Genomic DNA, 16,467 nt, shown 5'->3' with positions numbered 1-16,467 from the left:
CTATGTTAGAATAAAATGGTATCTTTGTAAGAACGCGATTGAATAGTTGGAGGGACATTATGAAGAAACTAACTGTAAATACAATTAAAAGTGAAAATGAATGTTTCAATGCTTACCTACAAGAAAAGATGGATGTCAAGTTAGCTAAGTCGTTACAAGCAAGTAATCGTATGCTTGTGGATTCTGACGGACTTGCTTTTGTTTACATTCTTGAAGATGATTCAGCATTTTATTATGTTAGCTTTCCACAAGAGACATGGTCTATGTTAAAAGACATTTACGATCAAGAAGCTACACTTATGCTCATCCCAGCCGATGACGTCCAAATTGAATTAACATCATTACAAGAGGAACTTGCTTTTCTAACAGGAAATATAGAAGGGAATAGCAACTACGGAGAAGAAATGGAAAGAGCTGTACAGGAGATCTTTAGCTAACGTACAATAGGATACATTTTTTCTTTAGATAAGACGGACGGTGATTACATGAGTAACTGGAACATTTTCTTAACACCTTACCGGCAAGCTGTCGAGGAGTTGAAAATTAAGCTGAAAGGAATACGAGAACAATATCAGCAATCATCAAAACATACTCCTATTGAGTTCGTTACGGGAAGGGTCAAACCGATATCGAGCATAATAGATAAGGCAAAACGAAAAAATATTCCTCTTGATCAGTTGGAGGAAGAGATGCAAGATCTAGCTGGTGTTCGAATAGTGACGCAATTTGTTGAAGATATTGAAACAGTTATATCACTTATTCGTACAAGAAAAGATTTTGAAATCATTGAGGAAAGAGATTACATAATTGAAAAAAAGCCAAGTGGCTATCGTTCTTATCACATTGTACTCCGCTATCCGGTTCAAACGATTGAGGGAGAGAAAAAAATCTTAGTGGAATTACAAATTCGAACGTTAGCGATGAACTTCTGGGCAACGATTGAACATTCATTAAATTACAAGTATAGCGGTGAAATTCCAGAGGATATTAAGATGAGATTGCAACGAGCTGCAGAAGCTGCATTTTTGCTAGATGAAGAAATGTCAATTATTCGTGATGAAGTAAGAGAAGCACAAGAAATTATTACGAAAAAGCAAGAACAAGGAAGAAAGCTTTAGAAGAGGAGGAAGTCCAATGAAGTTTACCGTAACATCTCGGGGTGATGATGTGTCGAATACCTTACAGCAACGGATCAAGCGTTATTTGCTAGATTTTGGTTTAACGCATGATGATACAGAGCCTGAAATGGTTGTGACTGTTGGTGGCGATGGAACATTATTACAAGCTTTTCATGATTATTGCGATCGGCTTGAGGATACGGCATTTGTAGGTATACATACTGGGCACCTAGGATTTTATGCTGATTGGGTTCCTGATGAAGTGGAGAAATTGGTGATTCACGTTGCAAAGACACCTTATCAAATCGTAGAATATCCACTTCTTGAAGTGGTGATAAGGCAAGAAGGAGTTGCTAATTCTGAACGACATCTTGCTTTAAATGAGTGTACAATCAAAAGTATAGGTGGTTCACTTGTCAGTCAAGTAGACATAAAAGGAGAACCATTTGAGGTTTTCCGTGGGGATGGATTGTGTATTTCTACTCCTTCTGGTAGCACTGCGTATAATAAAGCTTTAGGTGGAGCAATCTTACATCCGTCCTTGTCTTCTATTCAAATTGCAGAAATGGCTTCTATTAATAATCGAGTTTATCGAACAGTCGGATCACCCCTGGTTTTGCCACAGCACCATACGTGTTTACTTAAGCCTTTAAATGATGTAGATATTCAAGTTACGGTTGATCATTATACACTAGAACATAGACGAGTAAAGTCAATACAATGTCGTGTAGCTGAAGAGAAGATTCGTTTTGCTAGGTTTCGTCCATTCCCATTTTGGAAAAGAGTGAAGGAGTCTTTCATTCGTGAGTAAGTATCTTGCAACGCTTAAGTGGCAGGTTGACGGTAATTGGAATAATCAGTTGCTTCGGCTTTTTTTACGTGACTATTGCCAAATTTCCAAACGAGCCTTAGCTGATATTAAGTTTAACGGTGGGTTACTATTACAAAATGGAAAAGAGGTTACGGTACGTACTTTGCTTAAAGAAGGAGATGACATTACTGTTTGTCTCCCGCAGGAAAAAGTAAGTGAGTCATTAGAACCAGAAAATTTAAACCTTGATATTGTATATGAGGATGAACATTTGCTTGTTATAAATAAAGTTGCAGGAGTGCCGACGATTCCATCACGTGAACACCCAGTGCACACTCTAGCAAATGCAGTGTTAGGTTATTATGTAAAAAAATCGATCTTTGCTACATTCCACGCAGTTAACCGTTTAGATAAAGATACGTCTGGTCTATTACTTGTTGCGAAACATCGACTAGCTCATGATCGACTTTCAAAATTACAACAAGAAGGACGAGTGAGTCGATATTACACAGCTATTTTAATGGGACAATGGAAGGAAGAAAAAGGAACAATCGATGCTCCTATTGGTCGAATGTCAAATAGCATTATCACTCGGGAAGTGAGAGAGGATGGCAAGCGGGCAATCACGCATTATGTCGTTCGGTTAAGCTCAGATAATCTGACTGTTGTCGATATTAAATTGGAAACAGGGCGTACGCATCAAATACGAGTTCATTTCTCTTACATGGGGCATCCATTACTAGGAGATGAATTATATGGTGGGACACGTGGCGCAATGAAGCGTCAGGCGCTTCATTGCGGTCATATTCAGTTTCAACATCCTTTTACACATAGGACGATTAATGTGAAGAAAACACTACCAGAAGATATGCAAAATGTTTTGAAAGAAACGGAGAGTTAGAATATATTAACGAGAGAGTCTGACCTCAAGTAAACACGATAACCGCTTAGATGGCTTATTAAAGTGTGTTAACTAGTCGAGGTTCAGACTTTTTTGCCTGTGGTCCACATGCAGTTAAAACAGCAAGTAATACTACAAAGATTATGTATTGTTTCATGACTTCACTTTATTCATCAAAAGATCTGAACTTTTCAATTACATATGGTTGAGAAGAGGGAACTTGAACCGTGTTCATTTCTGGATATTGTAGCGCAGTTAGCGCACCACCAAACACACAACCTGTGTCAATATTAACAGAATGATTCACAAAACGAGGTTTTTTTACTGGAGTATGCCCATAAATGATCCATACACTTCCTTCGTGTTTTTTTGCCCAATCTAGGCGTACAGGAGTCCCGTCTGGATTCGTCTCACCCGTAATATCACCATATAGGACAAATGATTTCACGCGCTTATTCGTTATTCCTATTAAATCAGGACGTATCCCAGCGTGAGCTATGACAAGCTTTTTATCATCAAGAACATGGTAGAGGGGTGAACGGTCGACTAATGACATGAATTGGTTGCGAATGCTTTTGTACTCATTTTTCGATAAAGAGGTTAATTCTTCCACTGTTGTTTCTAACCCATGTGTAATTTGAACGTTTCGTCCTAAAAAATAACGATAAAGTTTATCACAATGATTCCCCGGACAGTAATATGCAAGATCTTCCTCAATGAGTGTGGAGACGACTTTTATCACATCTACTGATTGAGGACCTCGATCGGTTAAATCTCCAACAAAAGCTAATTTCCTTCCTTCGGGATGTTGATAATACCCATTTTTTTGTTCATATCCTAGTTTTATGAAAAGAGAAATGAGTTCTTTGTAGCATCCATGAATATCACCAATAATATCTATTTTCATACATGTGTCTCCTCTTTCTTCTGTTTAATTTGATGGTTCAAATAATAGCTTATCCAATGATGAAAATGCAATTACATCTGTTAAAAATTCATACTGACGTCTAACAATCATAGAATTCAAAGTGAAAAGGTTTTCAAGGATGTTTAACATTGACATTCATACTACACGTTCTTTACTATTGATAGGATCAATTAAATGAGTCCTTAAAAAAGGGTGTTGCAGTGGAAGGTATAAAAATAAGGGAGTGAAAATTCAATGTTGCCACAACCTGTTACGAACCCTGTTCTTATTTTTGCCATGGCTATGGTTGTTTTCTTAGTGGCTCCATTGATTATGGCAAAACTGAGAATACCAGGGATTATTGGTTTTATTTTTGCTGGTGTCGTTATTGGTCCCAATGGTTTGGGTTTGCTAGATAGGGATCCAACAATTGTCTTACTTGGAACAGTCGGACTTCTATATATTATATTTATTGCAGGTCTAGAAATTGATTTAGAAGGGTTTAAGAAGTACCGGAACAGAAGTTTGATGTTTGGAACACTTTCCTTTATTATTCCTTTTGTTTTAGGGACGATCGGAGCTTACTATTTAGGCTACTCGATTGCAGGTGCCATTTTACTCGGCTCATTACTAGGGTCACATACATTATTAGCTTATCCAATTGCAAGTAGACTCGGGATATCCAAAAATAAAGCGGTGACAACTTCTGTTGGTGGAACCATTATGACCGATACACTTGCTTTACTCGTATTAGCAGTTGTAGCTGGCTCTACTCAAGGTGAACTAACAGCGAATTTTTGGTTTATTTTAGTCGTTTCTCTTATTGTATATGTGGCAGGAGTCTTTATTATTGTTCCGATCGCAGCAAAATTTTTCTTTCGAACATTGAGTAGTGAAGGGACGTTAGAATATATTTTTGTCATGGCGGTTCTTTTTGTTTCTGCTTATTTTGCCACGGTTGCAGGTTTAGAACCAATTATCGGAGCGTTTTTAGCAGGACTCGCTTTAAATCGATTTATATTTGAACAAAGCCCGTTGATGAACCGAATTAAATTCATTGGGAACTCATTGTTTATCCCGTTTTTCTTGTTGTCTGTTGGGATGTTAATGGATCTCAGTATTTTGATTTCAGACCCATCAGCTTGGAAAAAGGCGACATTGGTTGTTGCATTAGTTGTCATTGGGAAGTATTTAGCGACTTGGATAACAGGGAAATTCTATCGCTACTCAGGAGAAGAAGTTAAATTAATGTTTGGGTTAACGATTCCTCAAGCTGCGGCAACACTTGCTGCTACTCTTGTTGGGTTTGATCTTGGATTGTTTGATCAGGCAACTGTAAATGCAATTATTGTCATGATTTTAGCTACTTGTATGATTGGCCCTTATACAGTTGAGAAATTTGCGAGAATCATTGCGATGAAAGAAGAGCAAAAACCATATGAACCGTCTTTGGCACCTGAGAGAGTCATTGTTCCGATCGCCAATCCACATACGATGGAATCGTTAATGGATTTATCATTTATTATTAGAGGTCAATCTCCGGAACCTCTCTATACACTATCCGTTGCCCAAGGAGGAAGAGAAGATTCCTCTGCTAAAATAGTGGAAGCAGAAAAAATTCTTGGGCACGCGGTAACGTATGCTGCAGGCGCTGAAGTTCCAATCCAAATGCTCACTCGCGTTGATACGAATATTACATCTGGGATGATTAGAGCGATGGAAGAGTCGCGGATTACAACAGCTGTTATTGGATGGAACGGGAAGCTATCTACGCCACAAAAAATATTTGGTGGCGTGTTAGATCAAATGCTTGAGCGTACGACACAAATGGTCTTAGTTTCAAAGCTTGGTCATCCTTTGAATACAACAAAACGGATTGTCATCATCATCCCATCTGGTTTTGATCATAAGGCAGGTTATTATCAATCTGTTCAAATAGCAAAAAAAATGGCGAATCAATTAGGGGCCTCCATTTCTTGTTTTGTCGTGAAAGATAATATAAAAAGTTATGAAAAAAGTTTTAATGAAATCAAGCCGGATGTAAAAGTGACCATAATAAGCCTTGATTCTTGGAATGTATGGCATAACAAGTACAAACCACTTCTTCGAGCAGATGATGTCGTTCTCGTTTTTAGTGCGAGAAGGGGGACGATTGCATGGCACCCGCAGCTAGAACGATTGCCGCGAGTATTAGCTCATTCAGGTCCGGAAAGCTTTATTATGGTATATCCTCCAGAAACAGAACAAGTTGATTTACGAGGCACAAGAGGAACTGCGTTGCCAAAAACATTCTTATCAAATAGTTCGTATGAAGAATAAAGTGAGAGGGAACCGAAAAGGGTCCAAAACCGGAAGCCACTGAAAAGGTGATAACCGATGGCTACTGAAAAAGTCCATCGAGGAAGCGGCAATGGCTCCGCACGTTGCGCGCTTGCTATGAGAACCCCACTCATAGCAAGCTTTAAAACAAAGCAACGGCTGCGCTCATTGCTTAAATGCCACTGAAAAAGTTAAAAAGCAACCTTTTTCAGTGGCCTCAAAAGTCGACCTTTTTCAATGCCTCGATAACCGACCTTTTTCGGTTCCCTCTTGTATGAATTTTTCTGGATTAGGGGAGACTGATTGGAAAAATGGTAGGAGTGAGTGATGAATGTTAGTGGATGTTATGGTTATTTGCCCTAATTGTCAGGATCAGAAGCCTATATCGAACTTATTAACAGCTCAATCAAATCAAAATATGATTTATAAATGTGAAGCTTGCCGTTATGAAAAGAAGAATATTCAGACAAAAAAGGGTTAAGAGGAAGTTTTGTTGAAACTATCTATCGATAAACTTGTGTGCTATAATTATTAGTACTTGGTATTAATAACTACTAGTAACTACTAGTAACGGAGGGGAAAACATGATTCAACTTTCTTTAGAGAATCGTACATACGTAGTAATGGGTGTTGCTAACAAACGTAGTATTGCTTGGGGAATCGCTCAGTCATTAGCAAATGCGGGTGCAAGATTAATTTTTACATATGCAGGAGAAAGATTAGAGAAAAATGTCCGTCAACTTATGGAAACATTAGAGCGTAAAGACCATCTTATATTACCTTGTGATGTTACAAATGATGAGGAAATCGCAAAAACGTTTTCGTCTATTAAAGACGAAGTTGGAACGATTCACGGAATTGCTCATTGTATTGCTTTTGCTAATAAAGATGAGCTTGAGGGTGAGTATTTAAACACAACTCGTGAGGGCTTTCTTCTTGCTCATAACATTAGTGCTTATTCTCTTACTGCTGTCGCAAAAGAAGCTCGTCCACTTATGACAGAGGGCGGTAGTATTGTGACTCTTACATATCTTGGTGGAGAGAGAGTTATCCGCAATTATAATGTAATGGGTGTAGCAAAGGCGTCTTTAGATGCAAGTGTAAAGTATTTAGCAAATGATTTAGGAAAAGAAAATATTCGAGTCAATGCGATTTCTGCAGGACCAATTCGTACATTAGCTGCTAAGGGAATTGGTGGATTTAACGATGTCCTGAAGGAAATTGAAGAGCGTGCTCCCCTTCGTCGAACAACAACACAAGAAGAAGTCGGAGATACGGCTTTGTTCTTAATGAGTGACCTTTCGCGTGGAATGACTGGTGAAATCCTTCATGTAGATAGTGGATACAATATCTTGTCTTTGTCGTAGTACTTTTACAGAAAGACTTTTTCTTGCTTTTACAAAAAAATAGCCTTCTGATTAAAATCAGAAGGCTATTTTTCTATTTAAGGAATGAAACGAGGTATGCTTAGAATATTTTCATGTCATCATATGGTTAATATCGTTGCTGTGAGCTACCAAAAGCCTGCCCGAATATCCATGGGAAAAACCCGCCACCGCCGCCAGGGTAACCGCCACCGTAATAAGGTGGTCTTGGTCTTGGCCTTGGGGGTCTACCTGGTCGAGGTGGAATTGGCCCATAGTAAGGAGCGATTCCGACTAAGTCACTATTATGGACTTGGATATATTGCGGTTGATAAAATGGTGCTCGATAAATGAACATTGAGACCATACCCGTACGACGATTGTAGTCAGTTATATATGCAGTGACCTCACCGTAATTGGGTATGGATGTTGTAACCCATTGATTTACATATTGAGATACGACAACAGGTGGTAGGTATTGAACAGATGGTTGTTGCGGACCATACATTGAAAGTTCCTCCTTTTCGCTCTGTAGATTTCTCTTTATCATATGGGGATTATGAGAGTAGGTGAATGTCCATTTTTAAGAAAAGTATTGTACAAACGTAGGAGATAGATGAAGGAGAATGTGTAAAAGGATGACTTGAAATAAGCCACCCTCCTTCACTATGATAGGTTATGAAGCTTGAAAGCAAGCCAAGGTTTTAAATTGACAGGTTCAAAATGATAAATGGTTTGTTTTCGAATAGGGTGTTTCGTATAAAAAAGAGTCGTTGCATGTCCAGAAGGAATGGTTGAACTCAGATCACAAATAGTATGATCTGTGATGTCTTCAAATCTAGTTGCTGGATCAAGAGTGTGTCTCTTTTCGTGTAATAGGACTTTCAATGATTTGATGGTTTGGGGGACAGTCAAGTTACGGTTTGTTTCCATTTCTTCTGTTACGATTTGGAGCAAGTTCTCATAATGATTCATTGCATCTTCCAAGTTTTGAAGTGCTTCTTTCAATTTCTGACCGGATTGTTCCACTTTCTTCACCTCTTTACATAGACTAATTTGTTTGGAAGGTTACGTGCATCGTATCGGAGGCTGTTAAAAGGGGGAAACCCTTGAAGCCAACCGTTAATTTGAATCACCTTTTATACTTATGTGGCTTATCCACTTTTTATCATCTAATTTCTATTACAAGAGTAATTGTTTTCGATTAGTAGCAATCATGGAGATATCTAATTAGGATTAAAGAAGACCTGCCTAATTACATCATTGGCAGGTTTTCTTATAGTACGGGTTTAAGGTTTTAGAAGTAATTAATGGTAGTTTACTACTCTTCTCCCCACTCATCAAAAAATTGCTGAAGATAGTTCTCTAAAAATTGATGGCGGAGTTCGGCTCGCTTCTTTCCTTCATTTGTATTCATTAAGTCTTTTAGTTTCAGGAGCTTTTCATAAAAATGTCCAATTGCACTCGAGCGTCCATTTCTGTATTCCTCAATTGTTACATTTTCACGAACGGATAAGGACGGGTCGTGCATGAGATCACCTTTACTACCAGCATAAATAAAGGTTCTTGCAACTCCGATAGCCCCTATTGCATCTAGCCGATCAGCATCTTGAACTACTTGTGCTTCTAAGGTAGACACTGGGCCATTGTTGCCACCTTTAAAGGAAATGGTCGTAATAATTGTAATAACATGTTTTCGCTGCTCCTCGGTTGTTCCAATTGAAATGAGCCAATCAGTCACATTCTTAAGGCCTTCTTCAACGCTTGTGACAACTTTATCGTCAATCAAATCATGTAGGAGGGATGCTAATGCCACAATTAGTTCGTCGGCACCTTCGATTGTAGCGATTTCTTTCGCTTGTTTTGTTACACGACGGATGTGGTACCAATCATGTCCTGTTTTTTCATTTTTAAGTTGGGCTTTCACCCATTTTTCCGTTTGTTCGATCATTTGATTTGCGTTCACTTATTTGCTTCTTTCCTCTCTTAGTTGGTTTGTGGCCATTCGTTGTACTTCTCTCACGAAGCGAGAGCGAAAAGCTTTTTTCCCACGCCTCGTAATCGGGACAGAGATTTTTAAATGGTTTTCGGCCCTTGTCATGGCTACATACATAAGACGACGTTCTTCTTCAAGTGGTTTATCATCCCCTTCACGCCAAGCGTCAAGTGCATAATCGTGAGGCAAACCACCTTCAACTGCACCTAGTACATAGACGTGTTTAAATTCAAGTCCTTTTGCGCGGTGAATCGTCATCAGTTGAGTGGTGTTATGATCATTTTTTTGATAGCGAATCTCATCATATTTAATGGTCATATGGTCAATGTAATCTATAAAGTCTTGTATAGAAGGATGAAGGTTTGCAGCGACTTTTAAATCGCGAACATCGTCTGAACCACGCTCCATTTTATTTCCTTCATTCCCTTGCTTTTTCACATATTCACTAAATCCCATTTCTTGTTCAATAAAAGTAATAGCTTCAACGGGCGTTTTTGTTTTTAACTGTTTGAACTTATTCGGCAACGTAGATAATTTTTTTGATTGAAAAGGCTGAAGGCCTTGAATGTGTGGCAGAGCTTCAACAAATGTACAATCTTGTGTGATGCTGGTTGCTTTCACTTCTTGGATAACTTGTTGTTTTAAAAACAATGCACCGAGCAGATCGGTTAACGCAGTCGCGTCATCTGGATTAAGTGCAAGTCGTAAATAAGAAAGGATTTTTCTTACTGATTTCCGCCGATAAAAAGATTCTCCATCCGCATCTAATTGAAAAGGGATGCTTGATGAAACGAATCGTTCAATCAGCGCTCTTGCTGAACTGTTTGTTCGAAATAAAACAGCAAAGTCAGCTGGTTTTGCACCTGCTTCAAGCTGTTTTTTTATATCGGTTACGATCATAGTTGCTTCCTCTTCTTCGTCAAAAGGATAAAAAAGAAGTGGAGCATCACTAGAAGAGGCTTGAGCATGCAATTGTTTTGAGTAACGTGTACGGTTCGTTGCAATCACATTATTTGCTGAGGCAACAATCTCATGCTTGGAGCGATAGTTCTCGTCTAAAACAACCATTTTTGTATCCTGAAACCGTTCCTTAAAGGTAAGGATATAGGATGGATCACTTCCTCTGAATGCATAGATGGATTGATCATCATCGCCAACTACACATAAATTCTTTGTACGTTCACTAAGCATTGTAATTAATTCGACTTGAACTTTGTTAATATCTTGAAACTCATCTACGGACACATAAGCAAATCGTTGTTGGTATCGTTTTAATAGTCTAGGATTGTTCGTTAATAGCTCATACAAACCGAGTAACATATCATCAAAGTCAAACAAATTCTTGGTAAGTCGCATCTGTTCATAGCGTTTATACAAATAAGCTACACGCTCTTCCCACTTATCTTTTGTCTCCACTTGGTCAGGTGCAAGGAGATGATTTTTCCACCAGCTAATTTGTGTCAATGCCTGGTCAAAGGCGAATTCTTTCTCGTCTATATCAATTTCTCGACCAGCTTCTTTAATCATCGCTTGCCTTTGCCATTCTTGCTTTAATAAATTGTTTGGTGCCCATTGTTCCGGTTCATGATGCATAAGCATTTTATAAAATATGCTATGGAAGGTGCCGATTACTAACTGATTAAGCACCGATTGATGAATTCCAGGATATGTGCGCATCCGCTCCTTCATTTCTTTGGCAGCTTTTGCTGTGAATGTAACAAGTATCATTTCTTTTGCGGAGTAATTTAGTTCGGTCAGCATATAAGCAGTTCTAGTCGTAAGAACGCGTGTTTTTCCACTTCCAGCCCCAGCTAAAATAAGAAGAGGACCTTCCGTTGATTGAACAGCTTTCCACTGATTGTCATCTAGGAAAATACCGTTTTTTGTTAAAGTATGCCTATATCCATTTTGGACTACATTAGTAGGAAGATGTCTTGGTGCAAAGGGTGGAATGGCTTTAACGAGTTCAGGTTCCTTCCAACTTTCACTCACTTGATTAGAGGAGGAAGTAATGGTTCTTTTCTTAGGCAATTGGAACCCTGCAATAGCTGATGGTGTAGGTTCATCATCTTGATTGGTTGTTTGTTGCATCTTTTTTTCCAAGAGTTGAGCTGTTTCCAGACATTCTTCGCTTGCTTGTAAATGAATGAATGTTGGGGGAGTGAGGATGCTTAGTTCCAGTCGTAGAGGCGAATGACAATGGATACAAGTGACCTCTTGTCGAATACTAGCCATATACAATTGTTGCCATTTCTCACGCTCACAGCTAGGAAGGTAAATAAGCTTGTCTTGGTGATAAGCCACTTGCATGATAGGTTCTCCTCTCGTCTATATATCTTGTCCTATCGTAGCAAATTTTGTCGTGTATGTGTGTCTCTTTTCGTAATAAAAAAAGGAAATAATAAAAGAAATCTCGAAAGGATGAAGTACAATGTTATCATTTTTTATTTTAGGTTTGGTTGTCACTATAAGTGCTCTAGCTTATTTTGTATATGGTTGGATGGAGTATGGTCAGTTTCTCTATGCGCCATTTATTGCCGCTATCGTTGGGATTAATTTTCTATTTATTAGTTTTGTGCAAGTAAGGCGGGAACGTGCAGAAAGAGAGGAGAGAAGGCGAACGTCATGAAGTGGGTTAAGATAACAGATCAATGTAGTTACTTTTCGGCTTCGGTAAATATTGGCTACATTGAATCAAACGGAAAAGGTTTATTGATTGATGCGGGTATTGATGATCAAGCAGCTAAAAAAGTACTGAAAACGCTAATGGAGGAAAATAAGCCAATTACTTCACTATTTCTAACTCATGCTCATTCTGATCATTTTGGAGGAGCGGCATTTTTACAAAAGAAAGTCCCTCATGTAAAAACATATGCTCCTTCTTTTGAAGAAGCTATTATGAGAAACCCGAGACTAGAACCAATATATTTGTTTCAAGGTAATGAACCCATTGCAAGCTTACGTAATAAATTTTTAGAAGGTCCTACAGTTGATATTGATGAGGTATGTGATGAAGGGAAAATGAATATTGGTGGCTTAGACGTAATGTTACATTCCTTTCCTGGACATAGTTATAATCAGTTGGGGCTAGAATATGATGACATTCTTTATGCTGCAGATAGTTATTTTAGTGTGGAGACCTTAATAAAGCATAGAATTCCATTTCAAGTGGATGCGTTATCTACCAAACAATCCCTTGAAAAACTACTTACTCTGCATGTGAAAGGAGCAGTCCCTGGCCACGGAGAATACGACGAACAGTTTCAAACTACAGTTGATGAAAATATACGTCTCCACGAAGAGATTTTGCAAGATATTGTTCACTGTCTTGAAAGCGAAGGTGGCACTATGTCACAAGATGATTTATTGCAGCGAATGTTTCAAAAGAAAAATATTAAATTGAATCAGCTTTCTGCGTATCTTTTGTACCGGACAGCAGTATTGGCATTCGTTAGTGAGTTAGTAAAAAAGGAAATACTTGAATTTTGCATAATTGATTATAAAATTTATCTTACACAAAAGTAACAAAGTAAGTTGGAAAATCAAGAAGATGGCTTTCGTTGTGTTCGAACATAAGGTGGGCGCTTATTGCTTTTCCCACGTACATCTTCAAGGTTTGATGTACAGCTTGGACATCTTGTCGCTTTGTAGGCGATGGATTGGCAACAATAAGGGCATACTTTCGTTTTCATATTTAAGAGAGGGTCTTCTTCTGGTCGTCTGATTCGATTGATTTGTCTAACAAATAAGAATAGGACAAATGCTACGATTAGAAAATGAACAGCGTGATTTAAGAACACCCCATAATTCAGCATCGGAATTCCTGCTTCTTGTGCCTCGACAAATGTATCAAAATGGCGATCAGATAAATTAATATATAAATTGGAAAAGTCAACTTGTCCAAATAGTAGGCTAAAGGGAGGCATAATAATATCGTCCACAAATGATTCTACAATTTTAGCGAATGTCGTGCCAATAATGACACCGATACTCATATCTATGACATTACCTCTGACAGCAAATTCTTTAAATTCACTGAAAAGCTTCAATTCATCACCTTCTTTGCTTCGTAGTAACAACCTTATGCAAGAGGGGGAGATTTATGCCAAGCAAAAAAAGAAATGAGCTAAGTGGATTCACTTAGCTCGTTTCTTTTGGTACTGGGCTAGCTGGATTCGAACCAACGCATGACGGAGTCAAAGTCCGATGCCTTACCGCTTGGCTATAGCCCATCGACATTTTTCTTATTGTGTCCAACCAATAAAAAATGATTCAGGAAAATATTTGATTTGAATTAATCATTTTATCAAAAAAAATGGCTGTTGGTTAATGACTCTAATTATAATGTTTCCTTATCGAAAAATTTTATACAAGAAAAAAGGAATTTGTTTTTTTTTGTAGAATATTAGCATTGGTTTAACTTATAAATAAAAGAGGTGGTAGATGTTGTATGAAATTGAACAGTATAGCAGAAAGCTTCTTAATGAGGCAATAAACATGAAAGTCACAGATCTTCATTTTATTCCTGAAGATGAGAATTATTTAGTGTTATATCGCTTCAATGGTCGGATGGAGCGTTGGAGAAAATTGCCTTTAAAAATGGCCGAGCGATTAATTAGCCATTTTAAGTATCGATCCGGTATGGATATTGGTGAAAGGCGCAAACCCCAAAGTGCTTCGATGGTATATAAGAAACATGCGTTAGTATTTTCCCTCAGATTATCTACTATACCCACTAGAGATAAGGAAAGTTTAGTCATACGCTTACTTCCTAACTTTTCCACTCAATCATTATCTACGTTATCAATTATCCCTAATAAATCAAAAGTCCTTCATGCAATAACTTCATTAACTCATGGTCTCTGTTTAATATCAGGACCAACAGGATCTGGTAAGACGACAACTCTTTATACAATTGTTGATCAAATTATTCGAGAGGGAGGAAAGTCAGTTATTTCAATTGAAGATCCCGTAGAACGGTTCATTCCGAATTCGATTCAAGTCGAAGTAAATCCAAAGATCGGTATGACGTTTGAAGCTATTCTTAAGGCTTCTTTAAGACATGATCCTGATGTCATTTTAATTGGAGAAATTCGAGACGAAGTTACAGCTGCACTTGCTATTCGTGCTTCATTAACTGGGCATGTTGTCCTTGCAACTGTTCATGCTGATAGTTGTTATTCTGCTTTAATGAGAATGCTTGATCTTGGTGTATCACGTTTTGACCTTATCGAATGTTGCAAAATCATCCTCTCACAACGAATTATTAATACAAAGTGTCCATTGTGCGAAAGTATTTGTCACCCTATTTGTGATCGAGATCGACATATGTCTAGAGCTTCTTTATATGAAGTATTAAAAGGGGAGGCGCTAAATCAATCAATACTTAAGGAACAAAGACAAGTTGATAATCCGTTTGTATTAGAAGCAAAAAAAGCATGGGCACTCGGTTATATAGAAGAGAAAGAGGTGTTGAGATTTGTTACCAATGCTTTCTAAAAGGCGACTGCGTAAGCAACATCTTCGAAATGTAGCTTCCTCATTTATTCGTATAGGTCGGTTGCTTGAGCAAGGCTACCCACTTGAAGCGGCACTCAAGTTTGTTCAACTACATGTTATCCATATAACGAGAGATCAAATTAATGAAGTTCTAATGCATTTAAAAGAGGGGCATTCTGTCCATGAATCATTTCGATCTTTTGACATTCCAACTAGTATTAAATCGTTCCTTTATTTTTATGATCACCAAGGAAATTTGGCACAAGGGTTTACTCATGCTGGTACATTGTTAGTTCAACGAGAGAAAGTGCTATCTGATGTAACGAAACTCCTTCGCTACCCACTCGTTCTGATCTTCTTCTGTACGATTGTTTTGATATTAATGTTTCAATTTGTTATTCCTCATTTTCGTTCTTTTTTTACAATGATGAACGATAGCCCACCATTCCTTACGAGTGTTTTCTTATCTTTTGTTTACCATTTACCCTATTTCGTTTGTGCTTGTATCGTTATCCTTTTTCCTTTGATTTTTTATTTTCTTGTTAAAGTGAAAAAGTTATCTCCTTATCAAAGAACGAGGAAGCTTATGTCTATTCCATTTTGTAAGAAGTATGTTAAAACAGTTATTACGTATTTTTTTGCTTTGCAATTAGGCAAATTTATTAGTACAGGTATGTCTTTGCAACAATCGTTGGCGCAATTTCAAAAACAGGATTATCTTCCGTTCTTTCAACAAGAGTGCGTACAAATTTCACACGAACTTCATCAAGGGCGATCATTCCAAGAGATACTATTTGCAAAAGATTATTTACGTACTGAATTATCGTACGTTGTTGATAATGGTGAGAAAGCTGGGTATTTGGGGAATGACCTTGAGCAGTATAGTGAAATTTTATATCTAGAACTAGAGGAAGCATTAAAGAGGGGGTTACGACTAGTACAACCGGTCCTTTTCTTACTTGTAGGTGGATTTGTCTTTTTATTATTTCTTGCAACGATGTTGCCACTTTTTCAAATGTTAGGGTCACTATAGTTTGTATTGAACGTTCTTTAGAGGGGCTGATCTTTAGTAATAGTCCAGTATATTGCGCTTAAACATTTTTAGGAAGCTATATATTGTGTGCTATAGATCACTCTCTTTGGCTATGAATAAAAATCATAATTCTTTTAAAAAAAGGTTGCATGTTTTCAAATGTACGTGGTATATTATTACCTGTCGCTGATGAGCGGCAAGCAACTTTCGAAAAAAGATCTTGACTTTACCTTTTGTAGAATGTTAAGGTATAAAAGTTGCTGTTAAAATAGTTCTTTGAAAACTGAACAAAAGCCAAGCGAAATAGAGATAGTTTTGTTGGTGTTTATCAACGAAACCACAATCTCGTCAATTAAATCCTATCATTAGATAGGTTGAAATAAATTAGTATCGTTAGCGATGCTTTTGAGCTATGTTGTAACACGAAGGTGAAGCAACTCAAACACTTTTATGGAGAGTTTGATCCTGGCTCAGGACGAACGCTGGCGGCGTGCCTAATACATGCAAGTCGAGCGGACT

At 37.9% G+C, this 16,467-nt stretch carries 16 protein-coding genes, 1 tRNA gene and 1 rRNA gene; 11 read left to right on the top strand and 7 right to left on the bottom strand.

Translation table 11 applies throughout. From position 1 onward, the window contains the following. The first annotated feature begins 59 nt into the window (after positions 1–59). Genes SAZ04_RS00090 through SAZ04_RS00075 form a run of 4 tightly spaced genes read left to right on the top strand, consistent with a single transcriptional unit; the run spans position 60 to position 2,830 of the window. A complete protein-coding gene (locus SAZ04_RS00090; RefSeq protein WP_332689159.1) occupies positions 60–437 on the top strand; it encodes a UPF0738 family protein in 378 nt (125 codons plus the stop codon). 48 nt (positions 438–485) lie between these two features. Then, positions 486–1,118 carry a GTP diphosphokinase gene (gene yjbM, locus SAZ04_RS00085; RefSeq protein ID WP_332689156.1) on the top strand — a complete coding sequence of 211 codons (633 nt, stop codon included), beginning with the start codon at positions 486–488 and terminating at the stop codon, positions 1,116–1,118. Positions 1,119–1,134: 16 nt separating this feature from the next. Continuing rightward, positions 1,135–1,929, top strand: coding sequence for an NAD kinase (locus SAZ04_RS00080; protein ID WP_332689151.1), 795 nt, complete (start codon positions 1,135–1,137; stop codon positions 1,927–1,929). After that, positions 1,922–2,830, top strand: coding sequence for an RluA family pseudouridine synthase (locus SAZ04_RS00075; protein ID WP_332689148.1), 909 nt, complete (start codon positions 1,922–1,924; stop codon positions 2,828–2,830). The genes SAZ04_RS00080 and SAZ04_RS00075 overlap by 8 nt, the downstream gene beginning before the upstream one ends. Positions 2,831–2,996: 166 nt before the next feature. Here the strand turns inward: SAZ04_RS00075 and prpE are convergent, their stop codons facing one another. Continuing rightward, positions 2,997–3,737, bottom strand: coding sequence for a bis(5'-nucleosyl)-tetraphosphatase PrpE (prpE, locus tag SAZ04_RS00070; RefSeq protein WP_332689145.1), 741 nt, complete (start codon positions 3,735–3,737; stop codon positions 2,997–2,999). A 255-nt stretch (positions 3,738–3,992) separates the two neighbouring features. Between prpE and SAZ04_RS00065 the strand changes: the two genes are divergently transcribed. After that, positions 3,993–6,056 (top strand): cation:proton antiporter, encoded by a 2,064-nt coding sequence (locus tag SAZ04_RS00065; RefSeq protein WP_332689142.1) that lies wholly within the window; start codon positions 3,993–3,995, stop codon positions 6,054–6,056. Between the two features lie 587 nt (positions 6,057–6,643). Beyond that, a complete protein-coding gene (fabI, locus tag SAZ04_RS00060) occupies positions 6,644–7,423 on the top strand; it encodes an enoyl-ACP reductase FabI (protein ID WP_332689903.1) in 780 nt (259 codons plus the stop codon). 127 nt (positions 7,424–7,550) lie between these two features. Here the strand turns inward: fabI and SAZ04_RS00055 are convergent, their stop codons facing one another. The 4 genes from SAZ04_RS00055 to SAZ04_RS00040 form a co-directional block, all read right to left on the bottom strand. Further along, entirely contained in the window at positions 7,551–7,928 is a 378-nt protein-coding gene (locus SAZ04_RS00055; RefSeq protein WP_332689137.1) for a hypothetical protein, read from the bottom strand. A gap of 158 nt (positions 7,929–8,086) precedes the next feature. Then, positions 8,087–8,449: a hypothetical protein gene (locus tag SAZ04_RS00050; protein ID WP_332689134.1), complete on the bottom strand. Its 363-nt coding sequence runs from the start codon at positions 8,447–8,449 to the stop codon at positions 8,087–8,089. Positions 8,450–8,741: 292 nt separating this feature from the next. Continuing rightward, entirely contained in the window at positions 8,742–9,386 is a 645-nt protein-coding gene (locus SAZ04_RS00045; RefSeq protein ID WP_332689131.1) for an HD domain-containing protein, read from the bottom strand. Next, positions 9,387–11,726: an ATP-dependent helicase gene (locus SAZ04_RS00040; RefSeq protein ID WP_332689129.1), complete on the bottom strand. Its 2,340-nt coding sequence runs from the start codon at positions 11,724–11,726 to the stop codon at positions 9,387–9,389. Positions 11,727–11,847: 121 nt separating this feature from the next. On the opposite strand from SAZ04_RS00040, the gene SAZ04_RS00035 reads away from it, so the two are divergent. Both SAZ04_RS00035 and SAZ04_RS00030 read left to right on the top strand, forming a co-directional pair. Further along, positions 11,848–12,045 (top strand): hypothetical protein, encoded by a 198-nt coding sequence (locus tag SAZ04_RS00035; RefSeq protein WP_332689126.1) that lies wholly within the window; start codon positions 11,848–11,850, stop codon positions 12,043–12,045. After that, positions 12,042–12,941 carry an MBL fold metallo-hydrolase gene (locus SAZ04_RS00030; protein WP_332689123.1) on the top strand — a complete coding sequence of 300 codons (900 nt, stop codon included), beginning with the start codon at positions 12,042–12,044 and terminating at the stop codon, positions 12,939–12,941. Before SAZ04_RS00035 ends, SAZ04_RS00030 begins: the two co-directional genes overlap by 4 nt. Before the next feature lie 17 nt (positions 12,942–12,958). Here SAZ04_RS00030 and mscL read toward each other — a convergent pair whose 3' ends face one another. Beyond that, positions 12,959–13,465: a large conductance mechanosensitive channel protein MscL gene (gene mscL / locus SAZ04_RS00025; RefSeq protein WP_332689120.1), complete on the bottom strand. Its 507-nt coding sequence runs from the start codon at positions 13,463–13,465 to the stop codon at positions 12,959–12,961. Between the two features lie 111 nt (positions 13,466–13,576). Then, positions 13,577–13,648: transfer RNA gene (locus tag SAZ04_RS00020), tRNA-Gln, on the bottom strand. Between the two features lie 211 nt (positions 13,649–13,859). Here SAZ04_RS00020 and comGA point away from each other — a divergent pair. From comGA to SAZ04_RS00005, 3 genes are all read left to right on the top strand, one after another. After that, a complete protein-coding gene (gene comGA / locus SAZ04_RS00015) occupies positions 13,860–14,915 on the top strand; it encodes a competence type IV pilus ATPase ComGA (RefSeq protein WP_332689117.1) in 1,056 nt (351 codons plus the stop codon). After that, entirely contained in the window at positions 14,905–15,948 is a 1,044-nt protein-coding gene (gene comGB, locus SAZ04_RS00010; RefSeq protein WP_332689900.1) for a competence type IV pilus assembly protein ComGB, read from the top strand. The genes comGA and comGB overlap by 11 nt, the downstream gene beginning before the upstream one ends. Positions 15,949–16,395: 447 nt before the next feature. After that, a 16S ribosomal RNA gene (locus tag SAZ04_RS00005) occupies positions 16,396–16,467 on the top strand; the annotation flags it as partial.

The organism is Halalkalibacter lacteus (genome assembly GCF_036663595.1).
Lineage (GTDB): Bacteria > Bacillota > Bacilli > Bacillales > Bacillaceae_D > Halalkalibacter > Halalkalibacter lacteus.
The sequence above is the reverse complement of the archived record's forward strand: the minus strand, read 5'-3'. Positions and strand labels throughout refer to the sequence as shown.